Source organism: Xanthomonas sp. WHRI 10207 (genome assembly GCF_040202975.1).
In the GTDB taxonomy this organism is placed as follows: domain Bacteria; phylum Pseudomonadota; class Gammaproteobacteria; order Xanthomonadales; family Xanthomonadaceae; genus Xanthomonas.
Map to the genome: position 1 here is coordinate 877,338 of NZ_JBEGDX010000001.1, position 20,634 is coordinate 897,971.

The following is a 20,634-nucleotide window of genomic DNA, read 5'->3' on the forward strand; positions in this document are numbered from 1 at the left end:
CAGCTGGTCTATCAGCCCGGCAAGCCGAACAAGGCGCGCGCGTTGGCCGTGGTTTGCGTGGCGATGTGTTCGGCGTCTTCGCCGCGCAGCTGCGCGATGCACGCCAACACCGTGCGCAGAGCGGCCGGCTCGTTGCGCGCACCACGGATGCTGGCATCGGGTTGATCGGGTGCGTCGGTTTCCAGCAGCAGGTGCTGCAGGGGCATGGTTGCGGCCAGGCCGCGCAGGCGATTGGCGCGCGGGTAGGTGACCGGGCCGCCCAGGCCGATCATGAAATCCAGCTTCCACAACTGCTGCGCCTGCTCGGGGCTGCCGGCAAAGCTGTGCACCACGCCGCGCAGGCCGCCAATGGCCTTGATGCGCGCGATGACTTCTTCGGTGGCGCGGCGTGCGTGCACGATCAGCGGCAGGTCGAAGCGTTTGGCCAGGCGCAATTGCCCATCGAAATAGTCGCGCTGGGTCTGCGCATCCAGGCCTTCCAGATAGAAATCCAGCCCGCATTCGCCGATCGCGCAGGGGCGCTCGCGTTCGATCCACTCGGCCAGCAGTTCCAGGTGCTCGGGGCGGTGCTGATCGAGAAAGATCGGATGCAGGCCATAGGCCGGATGCAGGCCCGGAGCCTGCGTGCACACTGCGCGCAGGTTCGGCCAGCTGGCCGCGGTGATCGCCGGTACCACTTGGTGCACGACGCCGGCCGCGCGCGCGCGGGCAACCACCGCAGCGCGGTCGTGGTCGAATTCGCTGGCGTCCAGATGGCAATGGCTGTCGATCAACTGCATCAGTCGCGGCGCACCGGTGCCGGCAGCGGCGCCTTGCGGGTTTTCCAGTTCGCCAGCAGCAGCGTGGTCAGGCCGAACAGCAGTTCGTCCAAAAACGGGACTGGGTCGGGCAACGCTACATCGACCAAAAACAATGCTGCAGCCAGCTTGAACAGCGTGGGGTAGCGCAGCTTGGCCGCCCAGTCCAGGGCACGTGCGGTCAGAGGATTTCGCATGCGAGAGCTCCGGCTGTTAGAAGTGCATGAAGTAACCGCTAGCTGAACTTAACCGCGGCGTTCATGAGCGAGGGCGTTTTCGTTCAGGGTTCACGTGCTGGAATCACGCCGTCAACAACGCGGCACGTCCGCAGGGAGCTGGTCATGAAGAGCAACACGACAACTATACTGGTCGCTGCCGGTGCCTTGCTGGTAGGAGGCGTGGCCACGGCCGCCTTCATGAATAACCGTCCGTCGTCAGGCGACTTCGTCGCCAACGGCCAGCCGGCGCCGCGCGGTCTGGAATACGCCGACGTGGTCAAGGTCGCACCGATCACCCAGCGCGAGCCGCAGTACGCGCAGGTCGTCAACAGCGCCGCAATCCGCGAAACCACCACCAGTTCTTCGCCGCGCGAAGTATGCCGCGACGTGGTGGTACAGGAACGTCTGCCCGAACGCGATGGCAACGTCGGCGGCACCGTCGCAGGCGCCGTCATCGGTGGCCTGTTGGGCAACCAGGTGGGTGGCGGTAATGGCCGCAAGCTGGCGACCGTTGCCGGCGCTGTCGGTGGTGGAATGGTCGGCAATCGTGTGGACCGCAACCATGTCGGTGGCCGCGTGGTGGATCGCACCGAACGCCAGTGCCACACCGAAAACGCCAATTCGAGCTCGTCGCGTGTGGTGGGCTACGACGTGACCTACCGCAATGCCGACGGCACCACCGGCACCATGCGTATGGACAGCAAGCCGGGCGAGCGCATTTCGCTGGGCGATGCCGACAACGTGGTGGCCTACGACGTGACCTACCGCTATGACGGTTTCGAAAAGACCGTGCGGATGAACGACAAGCCGGCGAGCGATCGTCTAGCTGTGGTCGATGGTCAGCTGGTGACTCAGACCGCCTCGACGGCGGGCGATCCCGGCACCCGTCAGGACGCGGTGAGCAGCCGTCAGTAATCCGCAGGGATCGACATCACTGCAACGAGAGAGCCGGCATTGCCGGCTCTTTTCGTTTCAGCCCAGCGAGCTACCTCACGAACACAACGATGCTGAGCCGGGAACTGGCAGATAATCGCCGCCTCTCCTGTGGTGGAAACCAGCATGCCGGTGCGTCCCGATGATCTGTTCGATGTACGAGCGCTGCTGACCGACGAGGAGCGGGCGGTGCAGGATGCCGTCGCGCGTTTTACCGATGCCCGGGTACTGCCGGCGATCGGCGATGCCTTCGATGCGGGGCGGTTCCCACGCGAATGGGTGCCGGAACTGGCGCAGTTGGGATTGCTTGGCGCCAGCCTGCCGGTCGGCGATGGCGGTGCGGGTCTGGGGGCGGTGTCCTACGGGTTGATCTGCCAGGAACTGGAGCGTGGCGACAGCGGTTTGCGCAGTTTCGTCAGCGTGCAGTCCTCGCTGTGCATGTATCCCATCCATGCCTATGGCAGCGACGCGCAACGCCAACGCTGGTTGCCGGAGATGGCCGCAGGCCGCGTGATCGGCTGCTTCGGCCTGAGCGAGGCGCAGGGCGGCTCGGACCCGGCGGCGATGACCACCCGTGCGGTGCGCGATGGCGACGGCTGGCGCTTGAACGGCGCCAAGATGTGGATCACCAACGGCAGCATCGCCAGCCTGGCCATCATCTGGGCGCACACCGACGATGGCGTGTGCGGCTTTCTGGTCGACACCGACAGCCCCGGGTTCACTGCGCAGGACATCACCCACAAGATGAGCCTGCGCGCCTCGGTCACCTCCGCGCTGTTCCTGGACAACGTGTTCGTGCCCGAGCAGATGCGCCTGCCGAACGCGGCCGGGTTGAAGGCGCCGCTGGGCTGCCTCAACCAGGCGCGTTACGGCATTGCCTGGGGCGCCATCGGCGCAGCGGTGGCCTGCCTGCGCGAGGCGCTGGCCTACGCGGGCGAGCGCATCCTGTTCGGCCGGCCGCTGGCGGCCACCCAGAGCGCGCAGATCAAGCTGGCCGACATGGCGCGACGGATCTCCACCGCACAGCTGCTGGCGCTGCAGCTTGGCCGTTTGAAGGAGGCCGGGACGTTGCGGCCGGAACAGATCTCGCTGGCAAAGTGGAATAATTGCCGCATGGCGCTGGACGTGGCACGCGAATGCCGCGACCTGCTGGGGGCGGCCGGCATCACCACCGAACATGTGGCGATCCGGCATGCGCTCAACCTGGAATCGGTGATTACTTACGAGGGCACCGAAACCGTGCATCAGCTGGTGGTGGGACGTGCGCTGACGGGACTCAACGCGTTTTAACGAGGAGTAGGTGTTGATCGGCAAGGATGTGATGCGGCGCCTACACGGCGTCTTCTGGACGGTGTGCGGGATCTGTGCGATTGCCGCAATCGCGATCGCACCGGTGCAGGCGAACGAGGCGCCGAGCATGGCGCCGGCGCCGGCATGGGTGGTCGCCGATGCGGTGCCCGACAGCGTGCCGGGCGCGAGCGGATTGCGCTATGAACTGGTCTCCGATCAGGTCGATCTGACCGGCCCTGCGGCGCGCGCGTATCGGCGTCTGAGTTATACGGTGCAGCGGGCCAAGAGTCTGGACGAGGCCGGGCAGATCTCCATCGACTACCAGCCGCAGTATCAGACGTTGCAGCTCAACAGCCTGGATGTCTGGCGCGCGGGCCAGCGCATCGATATGCGTAGCCGCGCGCATTACGCCAAGCTACGCCGCGAAAGCGGCCTGGAAGAAGGCTTGATCGATGGTGCGCTGACGCTGTCGATCACTTTGCCGGACCTGCGCGTCGGCGACCGGGTGGATTACGGGGTGACCATCACCGGCAGCAACCCGGTGTTCGGCAAGGGCTATTACGACATCTTCGATGCGCGCTACGGCGTGCCGCTGGGCGAACGGCGGATTCGTGTGCGTTATCCCGCCGACGTGGCTTTGCAGTGGCGCATCAGCGCGCCAGGCTTCAGCCGCAATGTCAGCAGTGCCGATGGGGTCACGCTGTTGAACATCGGGGCAAGCAATATCGCCGCGGTGCAGGAGGAAAAAGGCGCTCCCGACGATGTGGACCCGTATGGCGTGATCGAAGTGTCCACTGCCGGCAACTGGGCGAATGTGGCCGCATGGGCCGCGCAGTTGTATCCGGATGCGTTCAAGGATGCGCAGGTGGCCGCCAGCATGAGGCAGAGCCTGCGGCTGCACAGCGACGATGCGCAGGGCGCATTGTTGCGCGCGGTGGCTTTCGTGCAGGGCGAGATCCGCTACGTCGGCCTGGACATGGGCGAAAACTCGCACGCGCCGCATGCGCCGGAAGTGACGTTGCGCAACCGCTACGGCGACTGCAAGGACAAGGCGACCTTGTTGATTGCGTTGTTGCAGCTGGCCGGCATCCGCGCCGAACCGGTCCTGGTCAGCAGCGACAAGGGCGCCGCACTGGACAAGCGGCTGCCCAGCCCCTACGCCTTCGACCATGTGGTGGTGCGCGCACATCTGCCGCAGGGCGATGTCTGGGTAGATGCCACGCGCGACCGCGAGGACGGCCCGCTTGCGCAGCGTCGGCCGCTGCCGTTCGTACGTGGATTGCCGGTCCTGGCCGGGCAGGACGCCCTGGTCGACGTACCGGCGCCGATGCCGACCTTGCCGCAGGTGGAGGTCATCGAAGACATCGTGATTTCGCTGCGCAAACCGCAGCGCGTCGCCACTTTCAGCGTGGACACCACGTATCGGCAGGGACGCGGTGAACGGGTGACATCGAGCTTCGAAAACGATGGCGCGCAAGCGATGGGCGAGCGCTATCTGGAGTTCATGCAGCAGTACTACACCGCGCTGACACAGGTCGATGCGCCGACCATCGACGATAGCGATGCATTGAATGTGCGCACGCACGAAACCTATCGGCTGGAATGGCCGGTGGCAGAAGGCGATGAAGTGGGTTTTCCGCTGTTTCAGCTCGGCGACTGGATGGATAGCTTGCCCAAGGAGGCGCGCAAGAGCCCGTTGGTGCTGCGCGGGCCGCAGCTGGCGCGGCAGACCGTGCGCGTGCAGAGCGACCCGGTGACGAAAGTGGATGCAGACACGCAGAGCGTGAGCAACCCCTGGTTCCGCTTCTCGCGCACGATTGCGATGCGCGATGGGCGCATCGAAATTGTCGGCGAATGGCAGCGCTTCGCCGACCGCATTCCCGCTAACGGGGTGGCGCGTGCGGCGGCCGATATGGAGCGTGCGCGCGACCTGCTGTACTTCAATCACGACCTCAAGCCGCAGCGGCGCAAGCAACCGACCGATTGGCGGGCGCTGAGCTATCCGCTGGTCGGGTTGCTGGCTTTGATCGTGCTGGTGCTGGGTTGCCTGGCCTGGTGGCGTGGCGGTGGGTTGGGCGGCCTGCTGTTCGACCCGCACGGCACGGCGCAGCGCATGCCGCAGCAGGTCGGGCTGCGGCGCAGTGCCTGGGCGGTGTTTGCCGTGACCACGCTGGTATCGGCGTGGATGTGGCTGCATGCGCTGCCATGGTGGATGCAGCTTGCCGGTGCCCTGGCAGTTGGGGCGGTGCTGGTGCTGGGCTGCGTGCTGCTCAAACAGTTGTTGCGCTGGATGGGTAGCGCGGCGCAGGTCGCGCGGCTGCTGCCGGCAATGGCGGGCAGCGTCTTGCCATGGCTGGTGTGCGTGCTCGCCGGGCTGGTGGCGCTCAAGGGCAAGCCGGCCCTGCTGCAGAGCGGCGCCAGCGATCCGGCCGGCATGGCGCAGTTGTCGATGTGCGTGCTGCTGTTGATGCTCGGCGGCCTGTGGTGGTCGGTGTGCTCGGTGCAGGCCGTTGCCGGTGCCACCGGGTGCGGACGCACGCGCGCCTTCGGTGCCTGGGCGTTGACGCTGTCGCTGCTGGGTGTGGTGATCGCCGTGCTGGGCGTGCCGGTGGCGATTGTGGCGACGGGGTGAGATGGGCCATCGCTGTTGCAGTCCGACTGGCGATTGCAGTGCCCGCACCGGTGGCGGCAGGCGGCTGCCGATGCGTGCAAAGGGCTTTGCAAAGGCGCACAGGGCTGTGACACTGCCAGCCCCCTCGTCGTTGTCGCGGAGCCAGCTTGATGTCGACCGTGCGTCCCCCGTTGACCGTGCATGGCATGTCCAGTTCCGGTAACTGCTACAAGGTGCGTCTGCTGCTGGAGCAGCTGGGTAGCCGTTATCACTGGGTCGAAGTAGACAGCGTGGCGGGGCAGACCCGCACGCCCGAGTACCTGGCCAAGAATCCCAATGGCAAGGTGCCGATGGTGGAACGCGACGACGGCCGCGTGCTGACCGAATCCAACGCGATCCTGTTCTGGCTGGCCGAAGGCACGCCGTACCTGCCCACCGATGCGTGGCAACGTGCGCAGGCGCTGAGCTGGATGTTCTTCGAGCAATACAGCCACGAACCGTATCTGGCGGTGGCACGTTTCATCAGCCTGTGGACACCGCGCGATGCCGCACGCCGCGCCGAATTGCCGCAGCTACGCGTGCGCGGCGACCAGGCACTGGCGGTGATGGAGCAGCATCTGCAGCAGCACGCCTGGTTCACCGGGAGCGACTACGGCATCGCCGACATCGCGCTGTTTGCGTACACGCATTGCGCCGAAGACGGCGGTTTCGATCTGGAGCGCTGGCCGGCGATCGGTGCCTGGCTGCAACGCGTGCGGGCGCTGTCGGGCTTCGTGCCGATGCCCGCACCTGCGGCGGTGGCGGCATGAGTCGGCAGGAGCGCTGAGCATGTGCGGATTGGCAGGAATGCTGCTGGCGTCGCCGCGTCTGCATGGCGAGCAGCTCGACGCGCTGGTGCGACCGATGGGCGCGGCCTTGCGTCATCGCGGCCCGGACGATGCAGGTACCTGGTGCGATGCGCAGGCCGGCGTGGCACTGGCGCACCAGCGGCTGAGCATTCTGGATCTGTCGCCGCTGGGCCATCAGCCGATGCGCTCGGCCGACGGCCGCTATGTGCTGGCCTACAACGGCGAGGTCTACAACTTTGCGCAACTGCGTGCCGCACTGGCTGCGCTCGGGCATCGCTTCCGCGGGCATTCCGATACCGAAGTGCTGTTGGCAGCGGTGGTGGAATGGGGGCTGGACGACACCTTGACCCGCTGCAATGGCATGTTCGCCATCGCACTGTGGGACGAGCGCGACAACTGCCTGTTCCTGGCGCGCGACCGTGTCGGCAAGAAGCCGCTTTACTACGGCTGGGCCGGCGACACGCTGGTGTTCGGTTCCGAACTCAAGGCGCTGTGGCAGCACCCGGATTTCGACAATGGGGTCGATCGCGACGCGCTGACCTTGCTGCTGCGCCTGGGCTACATCCCGGCGCCTGCCTGCATCCACGAGCGCACCTTCAAGTTGATGCCGGGCCGCGTGTTGCGGATGGATGCGCAGACCGTGGCGGCAGGTGCGGCCGCGCACCGTCCCGATCAGGCGCAACAGCCGTTCTGGAACGCGCGCGAAGCGATGCAGCGCGCTCTGGCAGCGCCATTTACCGGCACCGATGCGCAGGCCGAGGAACAACTCGATGGCGTGCTGCGCGATGCGGTGGCGCTACGCATGGTGGCCGACGTGCCCGTGGGCGTGTTTTTGTCCGGCGGCACCGACTCGTCCATCGTCACCGCGATGATGCAGGCGCAAAGCAGCCAGCCGGTGCACACCTTCAGCATCGGCTTTGAAGGTTCGCATCACGATGAAGCGCCGCTGGCGCGCGAAGTGGCCACGCATCTGCACACCGACCACACCGAGCTGTACGTCAGCGGCGCCGATGCACTGGCGGTGGTGCCGACCTTGCCGGACATGTTCGACGAGCCCTTCGCCGATGCGTCGCAGGTGCCGACCGCGCTGGTGGCACGCCTGGCACGCGGCGGCGTGACCGTGGCGCTGTCCGGCGATGGCGGCGATGAATTGTTCTTCGGCTATGGCCGCTACCAGCGCGCGTTGCGCAACTGGCGCATGCACGGCTTGGTGCCTGGCCCGTTGCGCCGCCTGATGGCGGTGGCGGCGCGCAGCAATGGCGAATCCTCGCGTACCGGCGGGCTGGCCGCGCTGGTGGCCGAGGCCGGCGCGCGTGGCATCGGCGACATTTACCGCAATCGCATTTCGCGCTGGCGCGACCCGGCGGCGGTGGTGCTGGGCGCCACCGAGCCAGACAGTTTCTACAGCCTTGCCGACCCGCTGCACGGCTCCGGCACGCCGGCCGACGCGATGATGCTGGCCGATTTTGCCGCGTATCTGCCCGACGACCTGTTGTGCAAGGTCGACCGCACCACCATGGCGGTGGGCCTGGAGGCGCGCGCACCGCTGCTGGACTGGCGCGTGGCCGAATTCGCTTGGTCGCTGCCGCTCTCGCTCAAGTACCGCGACGGCGTCAGCAAATACCTGCTCAAGCGTGTGTTGTGCCGCTATCTGCCCGATCCGATGGTCTACCGCGGCAAGCGCGGCTTCGGCGCGCCGGTCAGCGCCTGGCTGCGTGGCGATTTGAATGGTTGGGCAGACGATCTGCTGGCGCACGGCACGTTGGAGCGCGAGGGCGTATTTGCTGCCGACACCGTGGCCGGGCTATGGCGCGACTTCAACGGTGGCGAACGCAAATGGCATACGCACCTGTGGACGGTGCTGATGTTCCAGGCCTGGCAGGCGCACTGGCGCGAACAACGCGCGGCAATGACGCGCTGACCATGATCGTGGCGATCAACCGTCCCTAGGTGCGGGAGACGGCGTTGCTGCGCCCGCGTGAAGTGTGACGCTGGGCGCCGCGGCTCGAACATCAGGCCGGGTAGGAGCGGAGCGTCAACGCCTTGCAGGCGAAATCCTCGTGATCCATGCGCCGTCGATGCGTGCGCCGCCGGTTGAGCCGCCGGTGCCGGGCGGCGTTTCACCAGCTCTGAGCATGGGGCTGGGTAGGGTGGGGCCCTGATTCCACGGAGCGTCCCCCATGAGCAAGATCACTATTGCCGTCCTGGTCGGCAGCCTGCGCGCAGAGTCGTACAACCGTCAGCTTGCGCGCGCGCTGGAGCATCTGGCTGGCGACAAGGCCGTGTTCGAGTATGTGGAGATCGGCGATATCCCGCTGTACAACCAGGACCGCGACGGCGACTACCCGGCCGAGGGCACGCGGCTAAAGCAGCAGATCTGCGCGGCCGATGCGGTGTTGTTCGTCACGCCCGAGTACAACCGTTCGATTCCCGGAGTGCTCAAGAACGCCATCGACACCGGCTCGCGTCCTTACGGCGACAGCGCGTTTAGCGGCAAGCCGGCAGCGGTGGTCGGTATCTCGGTCGGTCCGATCGGTACCGCGACTGCACAGCAGCATCTGCGCAATGTGCTGGCCTATCTGAACATGCATGTGCTGGGCCAGCCGGAGGTCTTCCTGCAGTACAAGGACGGTCTGTTCGGCCCGGACGATCAGATCGCCAATGCCGACAGCCGCAAATTCCTGCAGAGCTTTGTCGATGCGTTTTTGGGCCTGGTCGCGCACCTCAAACATTGAGTTGATCACAGCGTTGTCGCGGCGGGTACGCGCTCGCCGGGCAGCCTGGTCAGGGTGCTGAAAGCCAGGCAGGGCAAGGGTCGCGGCTGCTGCGACAGCGCTCGCGTACAAGGGTGATGCACTGGCTGTCCACCAGTTATCCACAGAGTTGTGCATGGTCGTCGGCGCCGTCGATGACTATGCTTCCTGCCCTCGTCTCCCCGCGTCAGGTTTGTTCGTCCATGTCCGCTCGTCCTGGTTTCCGTTCCAAGCGCAATCGTGATCGTGACGACGACGATTACGATCGTCCCGAGCCGCGTCTGGACCAGTTGCGCGTGCCGCCGCATTCGGTCGAAGCCGAACAAGCTGTGCTTGGCGGGCTGATGCTGGCACCGGAGGCGTTCGATCGGGTCAACGACCAGCTCACCGACAACGATTTTTACCGGCGCGACCACCGGCTGATCTACCGCGCGATTCGCGAGTTGAACGAGAAAGACCGTCCGTTCGACGCGGTCACGCTGGGCGAGTGGTTCGAGTCGCAGGGCAAGCTGGAGCAGGTGGGCGATGGCGCGTATCTGATCGAGCTGGCCAGCACCACGCCGTCGGCGGCCAATATCGCCGCGTACGCGGAAATCGTGCGCGACAAGGCCGTGCTGCGGCAGCTCATCGAAGTGGGCACCACCATCGTCAACGATGGCTTTCAGCCGGAAGGGCGCGAGAGCGTGGAGCTGCTGGCATCGGCGGAAAAAGCGGTGTTCAAGATCGCCGAAGCAGGCGCGCGCGGGCGCACCGATTTCGTGGCGATGCCGGGCGCATTGAAGGACGCGTTCGAAGAGCTGCGCAACCGGTTCGAAAACGGCGGCAACATCACCGGCCTGCCGACCGGCTACACCGACTTCGATGCGATGACCGCCGGCCTGCAGCCGACCGATCTGATCATCCTGGCCGCGCGTCCGGCGATGGGCAAGACCACGCTGGCGCTGAACATCGCCGAATACGCTGCGATCAAGTCCAAGAAGGGCGTGGCGGTATTTTCGATGGAAATGTCGGCCTCGCAGCTGGCGATGCGTCTGATCTCCTCCAACGGCCGCATCAATGCGCAGCGTCTGCGTACCGGCGCGCTGGAAGACGAGGATTGGGCGCGCGTGACCGGCGCGATCAAGATGCTGAAAGAAACCAAGATCTTCATCGACGACACGCCAGGCGTGTCGCCGGAAGTGCTGCGTTCCAAGTGCCGCCGGCTCAAGCGCGAACACGATCTTGGCCTGATCGTCATCGACTACCTGCAGCTGATGTCGGTGCCGGGCAACAGCGAAAACCGCGCGACCGAAATTTCGGAAATCTCGCGTGGTCTCAAGGGCCTGGCCAAGGAACTCAACGTGCCGGTGATTGCGCTGTCGCAGCTCAACCGCTCGCTGGAAACCCGTACCGACAAGCGCCCGGTGATGGCCGACTTGCGCGAATCCGGCGCAATCGAGCAGGACGCCGACATGATCGTCTTCATCTACCGCGACGATTACTACAACAAGGAAAATTCGCCGGACAAGGGCCTGGCCGAGATCATCATCGGCAAGCACCGTGGCGGACCGACCGGCTCGTGCAAGCTCAAGTTCTTCGGCGAATACACCCGCTTCGACAATCTGTCGCACGACTCGGTGGGCAGCTTCGAGTAAGTACCTTGCCAGCGCTGCCTGCGGTCGTGGGCGGCGGTTGAACGGCAGTGGCGCGGCAACGCTTGCGCCTTCGTCCATAAGCGCGCGTGGGGCGATATCGAGGGCGCTGCGGTCACGCGTGAGCGATCCACTGCCGCGCAACGTGTGCTGCCGGCGGACGACCCGCATGTCGGAGTGGGCCGGGCATCGCGCCATCGTTGCGTGCGCTGGCTTATGCTGCGCAGCCTCACCGCCGCTGCCGAGTTCGCATGTCATACGCCATCGTCTGGTTCCGTCGCGATCTGCGTCTGCAGGACAACCCGGCCCTGCGCGCTGCGCTGGATGCCGGGCATGACCCGATTCCGCTCTACATCGACGCACCGCACGAAGAAGGCGAGTGGGCGCCTGGCGCGGCTTCGCGCAGCTGGCGGCATCGTTCGCTTGCGGCGCTGGACAACGCGCTGCGTGCGTTGGGGAGCGGCCTGGTCATCCGTGCCGGCAACAGTGCGCAGGTGCTGGATGAGGTGATCGCGCAGACCGGCGCAGTGGCGGTGTATTGGAACCGCAAATACGAGCCGGCCACCCAGCCGCGCGATGCGCAGATCAAGCGCAGCCTGCGTGAGCGCGGCATTGAGGTGCAAAGCTGCAATTCCGCGTTGCTGTTGGAGCCCTGGCAGTTGTCGACGCAACAGGGCGGCCCGTACAAGGTTTTTACCCCGTTCTGGCGCAACGCGCTGACCCAGTTGCAGCTGCCCACTGCCGTGCCGGCGCCGCGCAGTTTGCCGCCGTTGCCGGCGAAGGTAAAAGCCGTTGCGCTGGAGTCGCTGCAGTTGCTGCCGCGCTTGAACTGGGACCAAGGATTCTGGGAGCACTGGCAGCCCGGCGAGGCCGGTGCGCATGAAATGCTGGAGATCTTCATCGACGGTGCGCTCAACGGGTATCGCGAAAATCGCGACCGTCCCGATCGCGTCGGTACCTCGCAACTGTCGCCGCATCTGCATTTCGGCGAGATCGCACCGTGGCGGATTGCCAGCACGCTGGAAGCGCATCGCAACGCGCGCAATGGTGCCGAGATCGATGGCTACATCCGCCAGCTGGGTTGGCGCGATTTTGCCTATCACCTGCTGCATCACTTCCCGGACACCACCAATCAGAATCTCAACCCGCGCTTCGAAGGGTTTGACTGGGCCAAGGTCGATCCGGTCGCATTGCAGGCCTGGCAACGCGGCCGCACCGGCATTCCGATCGTCGATGCAGGCATGCGTCAGCTCTGGCACACCGGCTGGATGCACAACCGTGTGCGCATGATCGTGGCCAGTCTGCTGTGCAAGCATCTTCGCGTGCACTGGATCGAAGGCGCGCGCTGGTTCTGGGACACGCTGGTGGATGCGGACCTGGCCAACAACACCATGGGCTGGCAATGGGTGGCCGGCACCGGTGCCGATGCCGCGCCGTATTTCCGCGTGTTCAACCCGGTCACGCAGGCAGAAAAATTCGATCCGCAGGCCACCTACATCACGCGCTGGGTGCCCGAGCTCGGCAAGCTTGCGGTGAAGGAACGCTTCGCTCCCTGGCTGCATCCGTTGTCGCTCGCACGCTTCGCACCGGAGTATCCGCGCACACCGATCATCGGTCTTGCAGAAGGGCGCGATGCGGCGTTGGCCGCCTATGCAAAAACGCGGGGCTGACTGCGGCGCGTGTGCTGCGGCATCTGCGTGTGCGTCTGCAGTGCAAGCGAGTCGCAACGCCCAACGCGTCTTCGATGCGGTCGCGTAGCAACGCAGGCAGCTGCAGTTTTCGTCTTGTTTTCGCATGTGGCCACCGAAAACGTTTTCCTGAATGGACGGCTATCCGTACGTCATCCATGACCATTTTCATCATGCGCCAGTCGCGTTGGCCTGTTTATCCTCGCCACCACGATTGAGTGCCGGATGTTCCGGCCACAGGAGAACACCATGTCCCCAGCAGCCACCAAGAGTCTCGCCGTTGCCCTGGTCAGCGCCATTGCGCTGTCTGCCTGCGCCACCGGCGGCTCGTATGTGCAGCGCGATCAATATGGCGACCAGACCCAACAGCAGAACCGTACCGGCCGCAATGCGCTGATCGGCACCGCGATCGGTGTGGCTGCGGGCCTGCTCACCGGCGACAGCGCCACCGAGCGTCGTCAGCACGCCATGGTCGGTGCTGGTATCGGTGCACTGAGCGGCGCGGCGGTTGGCCAGTACCAGGATCGGCAGGAACGCGCGCTGCGTGAGCGCACCGCCAACACCGGTATCGACGTGCAGCGCCAGGGCGACAACATCACCTTGAACCTTCCCGACGGCATCACTTTCGACTTCGGCAAGTCTGCGTTGAAGCCGCAGTTCTATAGTGCGCTCAATGGCGTCGCCTCCACGCTGCGCGAGTACAACCAGACCATGGTGGAAGTGGTGGGCCATACCGATAGCGTCGGCAGCGATGCGGTGAATCAGCGCCTGTCCGAAGAGCGTGCCGGCGCCGTGGCGCAGTATCTGACCGCACAGGGCGTGCAGCGCGAACGCATGGAAACCATGGGTGCCGGCAAGCGCTACCCGATCGCCGACAACAGCACCGACGCCGGGCGCGCGCAGAACCGCCGCGTGGAAATTCGCTTGATTCCGCTGCGTGCGGAAGGTGCTGCCAGCAACACCGGCATGCGTTGAGTACGTCGTACCTGTGAAGTGTGCGCTGGTGATTCCTCGCTAGCGCAGAAGTCCTGAAGCAGGCCGCGAGAGCGGCCTGCTTTTTTATGTCGAACCAGAAATTTCAAGCGAAAGCGCGGCGTGATGTTGCCAGTTCGACCTGCGCACGTACCCGCATCCGCCCGTCGGGCAGCTTCTCCCGACGGGAGATGGATCCATCTAAGCCCACTCGACTAACTAAGCCCGCTCGACTAACGCGCGCGACTCAAGCACGCAGTCACGCAGTCACGTGTTCCAGAATGCGCTTGCCTTCCGCACGTTCGGCTTCCACTTCGACTTCCACTTCCGCCTCGCTGTTGGCCTTTTGCGCAGCCAACCGTGCCGGGCACTGGGCCATCATGTAATCCGCGTCGAAGTTCATCCGCGTCACCAGAAAGTCCACGAACGCGCGCACTTTTGGCGACACCAGGCGGCCGCCGGCAAACACTGCGTTGAAATCCACTTCCGGCCCGGTCCAGCCAGCGAGTACGCGGCGCACCAAGCCCGATTGCACGAACGGTTTGGCCATCACATCGCCGGTCAGCAGCAACCCTTCGCCGCATAACACTGCACCGTTGAGCGCAGCCGGATCGTTGGCCACCATCAATGGATTGACCGGAAAATCGCGTACATCGCTGCCATCGCTAAGCGACCAGAAAAAGCGGTTGTTGTGCACGTTGCGGTTCTTGCGCAATGCCAGCGTGCGATGGAATTGCAGCTCGTCCGGATGCAGCGGCTCGCCATAGCGTTCGATATACGACGGGCTGGCAAACACCTGCGTGCGCAGGCTGCCGAGCTTGCGTGCGACCAGGTTCGAATCGGGCAGGGCACCGACGCGCAATGCCAGATCGGCTTCGCCGCCGATCAGGTCCAGCTTCTCGTTGCCCAGATGCATATCCAGCTGGATTTCCGGGTATTGCGCATGGAATTCGCCCAGCAATGGCGCGATCCAGGTAATGCCAAGCGAATACGGCACGGTAAACCGCAGCCAGCCGCGCGGGCCGGACTGCAATTGCCCGACTGCGCTTTCGGCTTCTTCCAGTTCGCGGGCGATGCGCTGGCAATGTTCGTGATACACCGAGCCGGCTTCGGTCAGGCCGATGCGCCGCGTGGTCCGGTGCAGCAGGCGCGCACCCAAGCGCGTTTCCAGTTCCTGCACCTTGCGGCTGACGGTGGTCTTGGGCAGGCCAAGTGCGTTGGCGGCAGCAATGAAGCTGCCTTGTTCGACCACCTTGACGAAGATCAGGGTGTCGTTGAGATCGTGTGTCATGGGACTGCCTTCCGGGGGTCAGGAGGGATTGGACCGCTTGCGGGACGATTATTCCCCTAAATCCGGACTAATCAAGTGCTACTTTCAGGCCTAGCTTGTGCGGCATCCCCTCCATGCAGGAGCACGGCCATGTGGTTGTGCGATGTCTTCGGCTTGTCCTCTAACGCCCGCAGCGCCATCGAAAGCGCTTTCGATCCGGTGGTTTCCTCGGCAAGAAGCCCGCGTGCCAGCGTTTCACGTGGCTTTTCTGCTTCGCCCAAGCGGCAGGCTGGCGGTGCGCCCATGCAGCGAACTGGACTGCAGGCGCGCTGGATACAGCGCGGAATTGTCCCGATGTCGGGAGTGAAAGTCCCATGATCGGGATGGTCCAATCCGAAACCGTCGTAATCGGCGGTGCGGGCAACGTGGGTGCCGGGATCGTCACCGCGTTGCTCGACGCCGGCATGCCGGTGCTGGTGATTGGACGCGATGCCGCCAAGCTCGACGCGCTACGCGCGCAGCATGGCAATGCCCCGCTGCTGGAGACCCTGCAAGGCTCGGTGGCCGATGACGCCTCGGCACAGGCGCTGGCCACCGAGCTGGCGCAGCGGCCGCGCCCCTTGGGCGCAGTGATCGCCAGCCTGGGCAGCCCGCGGAAGGCCGGGCGCTTGCTGGATCGGCCGGTGACGGCACTGCGTCGGCGCCTGGAGCGCGACGTGCTGCCGCATCTGGCGGCGGCACGCCACCTGCTGCCGCTGCTGGCCGAAGCCGACGGCGGCGGCCGCTATCTGTTGCTGGGCAGCCCGTGCGCGCTGCGCGCCTGGGCGGCACACGGCGACAGTTCGGTGGCCGCCGCCGCCATCCGCATGCTCGCCCAGGTGCTGCATGAAGAAGCCAAACCGCTGGGCGTGCGCGTGCATCTGCTCTCGGTCGAACAACCGGTGTGCACGCCGGGCCGTGCCAAGGAAGCGTGCCCGGAATGGATTCGCGCCGTGGATGTCGGCCGCGCCGCCGTCTCGCTCATCGCCGGGCCTGGCCAGCCCGGACAACCCATCGTGACCGTCAGTCGTCGTCTTTCTACCGCGCCGTCGGTAGACCGGCTGGCCGGTCTGCATTTGCCCATCCCCACTCGAGAGATCTCTCCATGACCCCGAACGCCACCCCGTTCCGTTTTCCAATGCGTACTGTTCTGACGGGCGCCGTGCTCGCGGTCGTGCTTGCCGCCTGCGGCGGCGGTGCCGCGCAGACTGGCGCGCCGCCGCCGCCCAGCGTCAGCGTCGCGCCGGTGCTGATGAAAGAGATCAGCCAGTGGGACGAATTCAGCGGCCGCATCGAGGCGGTGCAAAGCGTCGAATTGCGCCCGCGCGTGTCCGGCTACATCGACAAGGTGAATTACACCGAAGGCGCCGAAGTGAAGAAGGGCGATGTGCTCTTCAGCATCGACGACCGTAGCTACCGCGCCGATTTCGCCCGCGCCAACGCAGCGATGGTGCGGGCCCGCACCCAGGCCACGCTGGCGCGCAGCGAAGCGGCACGTGCGCGCAAACTCTCCGACCAGCAGGCCATTTCCACCGAAATCTGGGAGCAGCGCCGCGCCGCCGCCGATCAGGCCGATGCCGATCTGCTGGCCGCACAAGCGGCAGTGGACACCGCCAAGCTCAATCTGGACTGGAGCCGCGTGCGCGCGCCGATCGACGGCCGCGCCGGGCGCGCGATGGTCACCGCCGGCAACCTGGTCACCGCCGGCGACAGCGCCAGCGTGCTGACCACGCTGGTGTCGCTGGACAAGGTGTTCGTTTACTTCGATGCCGACGAAGGCACCTTCCTGCGCTACTCGCAGATGGCCCGCAACGGCGAGCGTCCGGACGAACGCGGCGGCGAGTTGCCGGTGCGCATCGGCCTGGTCGGCGAGCAGGGCTTCCCGCACGCCGGGCGCGTGGATTTCCTGGATAACCAGGTGACCCGCAGCACCGGCACCATTCGGGTGCGTGCCGTGCTCGACAACGCGCAGCGGCAGTTCACGCCGGGCCTGTATGCGCACGTGCAGTTGCTGGGCAGCGGCCAGTTCAAGGCCATGCTGGTCGACGAAAAAGCCGTGTTGACCGACCAGGACCGCAAGTACGTGTACGTGGTCGACAAGGACGGCAAGGCGCAGCGTCGCGACGTGGAGCTCGGTCGCAGTGCCGATGGCCTGCGCATCGTGCGCAAGGGTCTGGCCGCGGGCGACCGCGTCGTGGTCGATGGCGTGCAGAAGATCTTCATGCCCGGCATGCCGGTCGATGCCAAGGCCGTGGCCATGGCCGCCGCATCGGACAAACGCACCGCGTCGAACTGATTCATCGCTGCATCGCGCTTCGACCACCGGCCTGACACCCAGACCGGATCGGGGCCGCTGTGCCGCGCCGCCACCCGGCGGCAACCTCTTTCAGGACCACCCCAATGGACTTTTCCCGTTTTTTCATCGACCGGCCGATCTTTGCCGCGGTGCTGTCGATCATCATCTTCGCGGCCGGCCTGATCGCCATGCCGCTGCTGCCCATCAGCGAATACCCCGAAGTGGTACCGCCGAGCGTGCAGGTGCGTGCGGTGTATCCGGGCGCCAACCCCAAGGTCATCGCCGAGACCGTCGCCACGCCGCTTGAAGAAGCGATCAACGGCGTCGAAAACATGATGTACATGAAGTCGGTGGCTGGCTCGGACGGCGTGCTGGTGGTCACCGTGACCTTCAAGCCCGGCACCGATCCGGACCAGGCACAGGTGCAGGTGCAGAACCGCGTCAGCCAGGCGCAGGCGCGTCTGCCCGAAGACGTGCGCCGGCAGGGTGTGACCACCCAGAAGCAGTCGCCGACGCTGACCATGGTGGTGCATCTCACCTCGCCCAAGGGCAAGTACAACTCGCTGTACCTGAGCAACTACGCCACCTTGAAGGTCAAGGACGAGTTGTCGCGTCTGCCTGGCGTGGGCCAGATCCAGATCTTCGGTTCGGGTGACTACGCCATGCGTATCTGGCTGAATCCGGACAAGGTGGCCGCGCGCGGGCTTACCGCCAGCGACGTGGTCGCTGCGATCCGCGAGCAGAACGTGCAGGTCTCCGCCGGCCAGCTCGGCGCCGAGCCGATGCCGAACAAGAGCGACTTCCTGCTGTCGATCAATGCGCAGGGCCGCCTGACCACTGAAGAAGAGTTCGGCAACATCGTGATCCGCAGCGGCAACAGCGGCGAGATCGTGCGCTTGAGCGACGTGGCGCGTCTGGAGCTGGGCGCCGGCAACTACACCTTGCGCTCGCAGCTGGACAACCAGAACGCGGTGGGTATGGGCGTGTTCCAGTCGCCCGGTGCCAACGCGATCGAATTGTCGGACGCCGTGCGCGCCAAGATGGCCGAGCTGGAAAAGCAGTTCCCGCAGGACATGGCCTGGTCGGCAGCGTATGACCCCACCGTGTTCGTGCGCGACTCGATCAGCGCGGTGGTGCACACGCTGCTGGAAGCGGTGCTGCTGGTGGTGCTGGTGGTGATCCTGTTCCTGCAGACCTGGCGCGCTTCGATCATTCCGTTGCTGGCGGTGCCGGTGTCGGTGGTGGGCACGTTCGCAGCGCTGTATCTGCTGGGGTTCTCGATCAATACCTTGAGCCTGTTCGGCCTGGTGTTGGCGATCGGCATCGTGGTCGACGATGCGATCGTGGTGGTGGAAAACGTCGAGCGTAATATCGAAGAAGGTCTTACCCCGCTGGCAGCTGCGCATCAGGCGATGCGCGAAGTGTCCGGGCCCATCATCGCCATCGCGCTGGTGCTGTGCGCAGTGTTCGTGCCGATGGCGTTCCTGTCGGGCGTGACCGGCCAGTTCTACAAGCAGTTCGCGGTGACCATCGCCATTTCCACGGTGATTTCGGCGATCAACTCGCTGACCTTGTCGCCGGCGCTGGCAGCCATGCTACTCAAGGCGCACGACGCGCCGAAGGACGGCCCGTCGCGGTTGATCGATCGCTTGTTCGGTTGGCTGTTCCGCCCGTTCAACCGCTTCTTCAACAGCAGCTCGCACAAGTATCAGGGCGCGGTGTCGCGTGCGCTGGGCAAGCGTGGTGCGGTGTTCATGGTGTATCTGCTGCTGCTGGTCGGCACCGGTTTCATGTTCAAGATCGTGCCGGGCGGCTTCATTCCGACCCAGGACAAGCTGTACCTGATCGCCGGTACCAAGCTGCCGGAAGGCGCTTCGCTGGAGCGCACCAATGAGGTGATCCGTCAGATCACCCAGATCGCGCTGCAGACCGAAGGCGTGGACCACGCGATTGCGTTCCCGGGCTTGAATCCGCTGCAGTTCACCAACACGCCCAACACCGGCACGGTGTTCCTGACGCTCAAGCCGTTCAGTCAGCGCACCCGTACCGCCGCGCAGATCAATGCGGAAATCAACGCGCGCATTAGTCAGATCCAGCAGGGCTTTGCGTTCGCCTTCATGCCGCCGCCGATTCTGGGTCTGGGCCAGGGCTCGGGCTACTCGCTGTATATCCAGGACCGTGCAGGTCTGGGCTATGGCCAGTTGCAGAGTGCGGTGAATGCGATGTCCGGTGCGATCGCGCAAACGCCGGGCATGCAGTTCCCGATCGGTACCTACCAGGCCAACGTGCCGCAGCTCGATGCCAAGGTCGACCGCGACAAGGCCAAGGCGCAGGGCGTGCCGCTGACCAATCTGTTCGACACGCTGCAGACCTACCTGGGCTCGTCGTACATCAACGACTTCAATCGCTTCGGTCGCACCTATCAGGTGATCGCCCAGGCCGATGGACAGTTCCGCGACAGCGTCGAAGACATCGCCAACCTGCGCACCCGCAATGCCAACGGCCAAATGGTGCCGATCGGCAGCATGGTGACGCTGGGCCAGACCTACGGCCCGGATCCGGTGATCCGCTACAACGGCTACCCGGCTGCCGATCTGATCGGCGAAGCCGACCCGCGCGTGCTGTCGTCCACCGAGGCGATGCACACGCTGGCCGGCATGGCGCCGAAGGTGTTGCCCAACGGCATGAACATCGAATGGACCGACCTGAGTTATCAGCAGTCCACGCAGGGCAACTCGGCATTGATCGTGTTCCCGATGGCGGTGTTGCTGGCGTTCCTGGTGCTGGCCGCGTTGTACGAAAGCTGGACCCTGCCGCTGGCGGTGATCCTGATCGTGCCGATGACCTTGCTGTCTGCGTTGTTCGGTGTGTGGCTCACCGGCGGCGACAACAACGTGTTCGTGCAGGTGGGCCTGGTGGTGTTGATGGGCCTGGCGTGCAAGAACGCGATCCTGATCGTGGAATTCGCCCGCGAGCTGGAGATGCACGGCAAGGGCATTGTCGAGGCCGCGCTGGAAGCCTGCCGCCTGCGTCTGCGCCCGATCGTGATGACCTCCATCGCCTTCATCGCCGGCACCGTGCCGCTGGTGTTCGGCCATGGCGCCGGCGCCGAAGTGCGCTCGGTCACCGGTATCACCGTGTTCGCCGGCATGCTGGGCGTGACCTTGTTCGGCCTGTTCCTGACCCCCGTGTTCTACGTGGCGCTGCGCAAGTGGGTGACCCGTCGCGGGCCCGCTGCACCGGCCGCCGTTTCGCATGACACGGTCAAGGCGTAAGCCAATCACTTCC

General features: G+C 65.3%; 16 protein-coding genes. 13 read left to right on the plus strand and 3 right to left on the minus strand.

The window, feature by feature from the left end; genetic code table 11:
• Positions 1–11: 11 nt before the first annotated feature.
• Together ABQU90_RS03920 and ABQU90_RS03925 are read right to left on the minus strand one after the other, a co-directional pair.
• Positions 12–779 carry a TatD family hydrolase gene (locus tag ABQU90_RS03920; RefSeq protein ID WP_323522052.1) on the minus strand — a complete coding sequence of 256 codons (768 nt, stop codon included), beginning with the start codon at positions 777–779 and terminating at the stop codon, positions 12–14.
• Entirely contained in the window at positions 779–994 is a 216-nt protein-coding gene (locus tag ABQU90_RS03925; RefSeq protein WP_115512099.1) for a DUF6116 family protein, read from the minus strand. Before ABQU90_RS03925 ends, ABQU90_RS03920 begins: the two co-directional genes overlap by 1 nt.
• A gap of 144 nt (positions 995–1,138) precedes the next feature.
• On the opposite strand from ABQU90_RS03925, the gene ABQU90_RS03930 reads away from it, so the two are divergent.
• From ABQU90_RS03930 to ABQU90_RS03970, 9 genes are all read left to right on the plus strand, one after another.
• The gene (locus tag ABQU90_RS03930) at positions 1,139–1,930 is read left to right on the plus strand and encodes a glycine zipper 2TM domain-containing protein (protein WP_323517239.1); all 792 of its coding nucleotides are present in this window, start codon (positions 1,139–1,141) and stop codon (positions 1,928–1,930) included.
• Positions 1,931–2,062: 132 nt separating this feature from the next.
• Positions 2,063–3,238 (plus strand): acyl-CoA dehydrogenase family protein, encoded by a 1,176-nt coding sequence (locus tag ABQU90_RS03935; protein WP_323522053.1) that lies wholly within the window; start codon positions 2,063–2,065, stop codon positions 3,236–3,238.
• Positions 3,239–3,326: 88 nt separating this feature from the next.
• Positions 3,327–5,870, plus strand: coding sequence for a DUF3857 domain-containing protein (locus tag ABQU90_RS03940; RefSeq protein WP_323522178.1), 2,544 nt, complete (start codon positions 3,327–3,329; stop codon positions 5,868–5,870).
• Positions 5,871–6,019: 149 nt separating this feature from the next.
• Positions 6,020–6,658 (plus strand): glutathione S-transferase family protein, encoded by a 639-nt coding sequence (locus ABQU90_RS03945; protein ID WP_311240451.1) that lies wholly within the window; start codon positions 6,020–6,022, stop codon positions 6,656–6,658.
• 19 nt (positions 6,659–6,677) lie between these two features.
• Positions 6,678–8,618, plus strand: a complete 1,941-nt coding sequence (gene asnB / locus ABQU90_RS03950; protein WP_055844972.1) for an asparagine synthase (glutamine-hydrolyzing) — start codon at positions 6,678–6,680, stop codon at positions 8,616–8,618.
• Between the two features lie 259 nt (positions 8,619–8,877).
• Positions 8,878–9,432 (plus strand): NADPH-dependent FMN reductase, encoded by a 555-nt coding sequence (locus tag ABQU90_RS03955; protein WP_323522054.1) that lies wholly within the window; start codon positions 8,878–8,880, stop codon positions 9,430–9,432.
• Between the two features lie 221 nt (positions 9,433–9,653).
• Positions 9,654–11,084 carry a replicative DNA helicase gene (locus ABQU90_RS03960; protein WP_055844967.1) on the plus strand — a complete coding sequence of 477 codons (1,431 nt, stop codon included), beginning with the start codon at positions 9,654–9,656 and terminating at the stop codon, positions 11,082–11,084.
• A 248-nt stretch (positions 11,085–11,332) separates the two neighbouring features.
• A complete protein-coding gene (locus tag ABQU90_RS03965; protein WP_323522055.1) occupies positions 11,333–12,751 on the plus strand; it encodes a cryptochrome/photolyase family protein in 1,419 nt (472 codons plus the stop codon).
• A gap of 267 nt (positions 12,752–13,018) precedes the next feature.
• Positions 13,019–13,744: a YiaD family glycine zipper/OmpA-like lipoprotein gene (locus ABQU90_RS03970; protein ID WP_055844961.1), complete on the plus strand. Its 726-nt coding sequence runs from the start codon at positions 13,019–13,021 to the stop codon at positions 13,742–13,744.
• Positions 13,745–14,000: 256 nt separating this feature from the next.
• Here the strand turns inward: ABQU90_RS03970 and ABQU90_RS03975 are convergent, their stop codons facing one another.
• The gene (locus ABQU90_RS03975) at positions 14,001–15,032 is read right to left on the minus strand and encodes an XC_2801 family transcriptional regulator (RefSeq protein WP_055844956.1); all 1,032 of its coding nucleotides are present in this window, start codon (positions 15,030–15,032) and stop codon (positions 14,001–14,003) included.
• A gap of 129 nt (positions 15,033–15,161) precedes the next feature.
• Between ABQU90_RS03975 and ABQU90_RS03980 the strand changes: the two genes are divergently transcribed.
• From ABQU90_RS03980 to ABQU90_RS03995, 4 genes are all read left to right on the plus strand, one after another.
• Entirely contained in the window at positions 15,162–15,389 is a 228-nt protein-coding gene (locus ABQU90_RS03980) for a hypothetical protein (RefSeq protein WP_323522056.1), read from the plus strand.
• Positions 15,386–16,159, plus strand: coding sequence for an SDR family NAD(P)-dependent oxidoreductase (locus ABQU90_RS03985; RefSeq protein WP_323522057.1), 774 nt, complete (start codon positions 15,386–15,388; stop codon positions 16,157–16,159). The genes ABQU90_RS03980 and ABQU90_RS03985 overlap by 4 nt, the downstream gene beginning before the upstream one ends.
• The gene (locus tag ABQU90_RS03990) at positions 16,156–17,346 is read left to right on the plus strand and encodes an efflux RND transporter periplasmic adaptor subunit (RefSeq protein WP_055844946.1); all 1,191 of its coding nucleotides are present in this window, start codon (positions 16,156–16,158) and stop codon (positions 17,344–17,346) included. The genes ABQU90_RS03985 and ABQU90_RS03990 overlap by 4 nt, the downstream gene beginning before the upstream one ends.
• Before the next feature lie 104 nt (positions 17,347–17,450).
• On the plus strand, positions 17,451–20,621 hold the full coding sequence (locus tag ABQU90_RS03995) for an efflux RND transporter permease subunit (protein ID WP_055844944.1): 3,171 nt from the start codon (positions 17,451–17,453) through the stop codon (positions 20,619–20,621).
• The last annotated feature ends 13 nt before the right edge of the window (positions 20,622–20,634 follow it).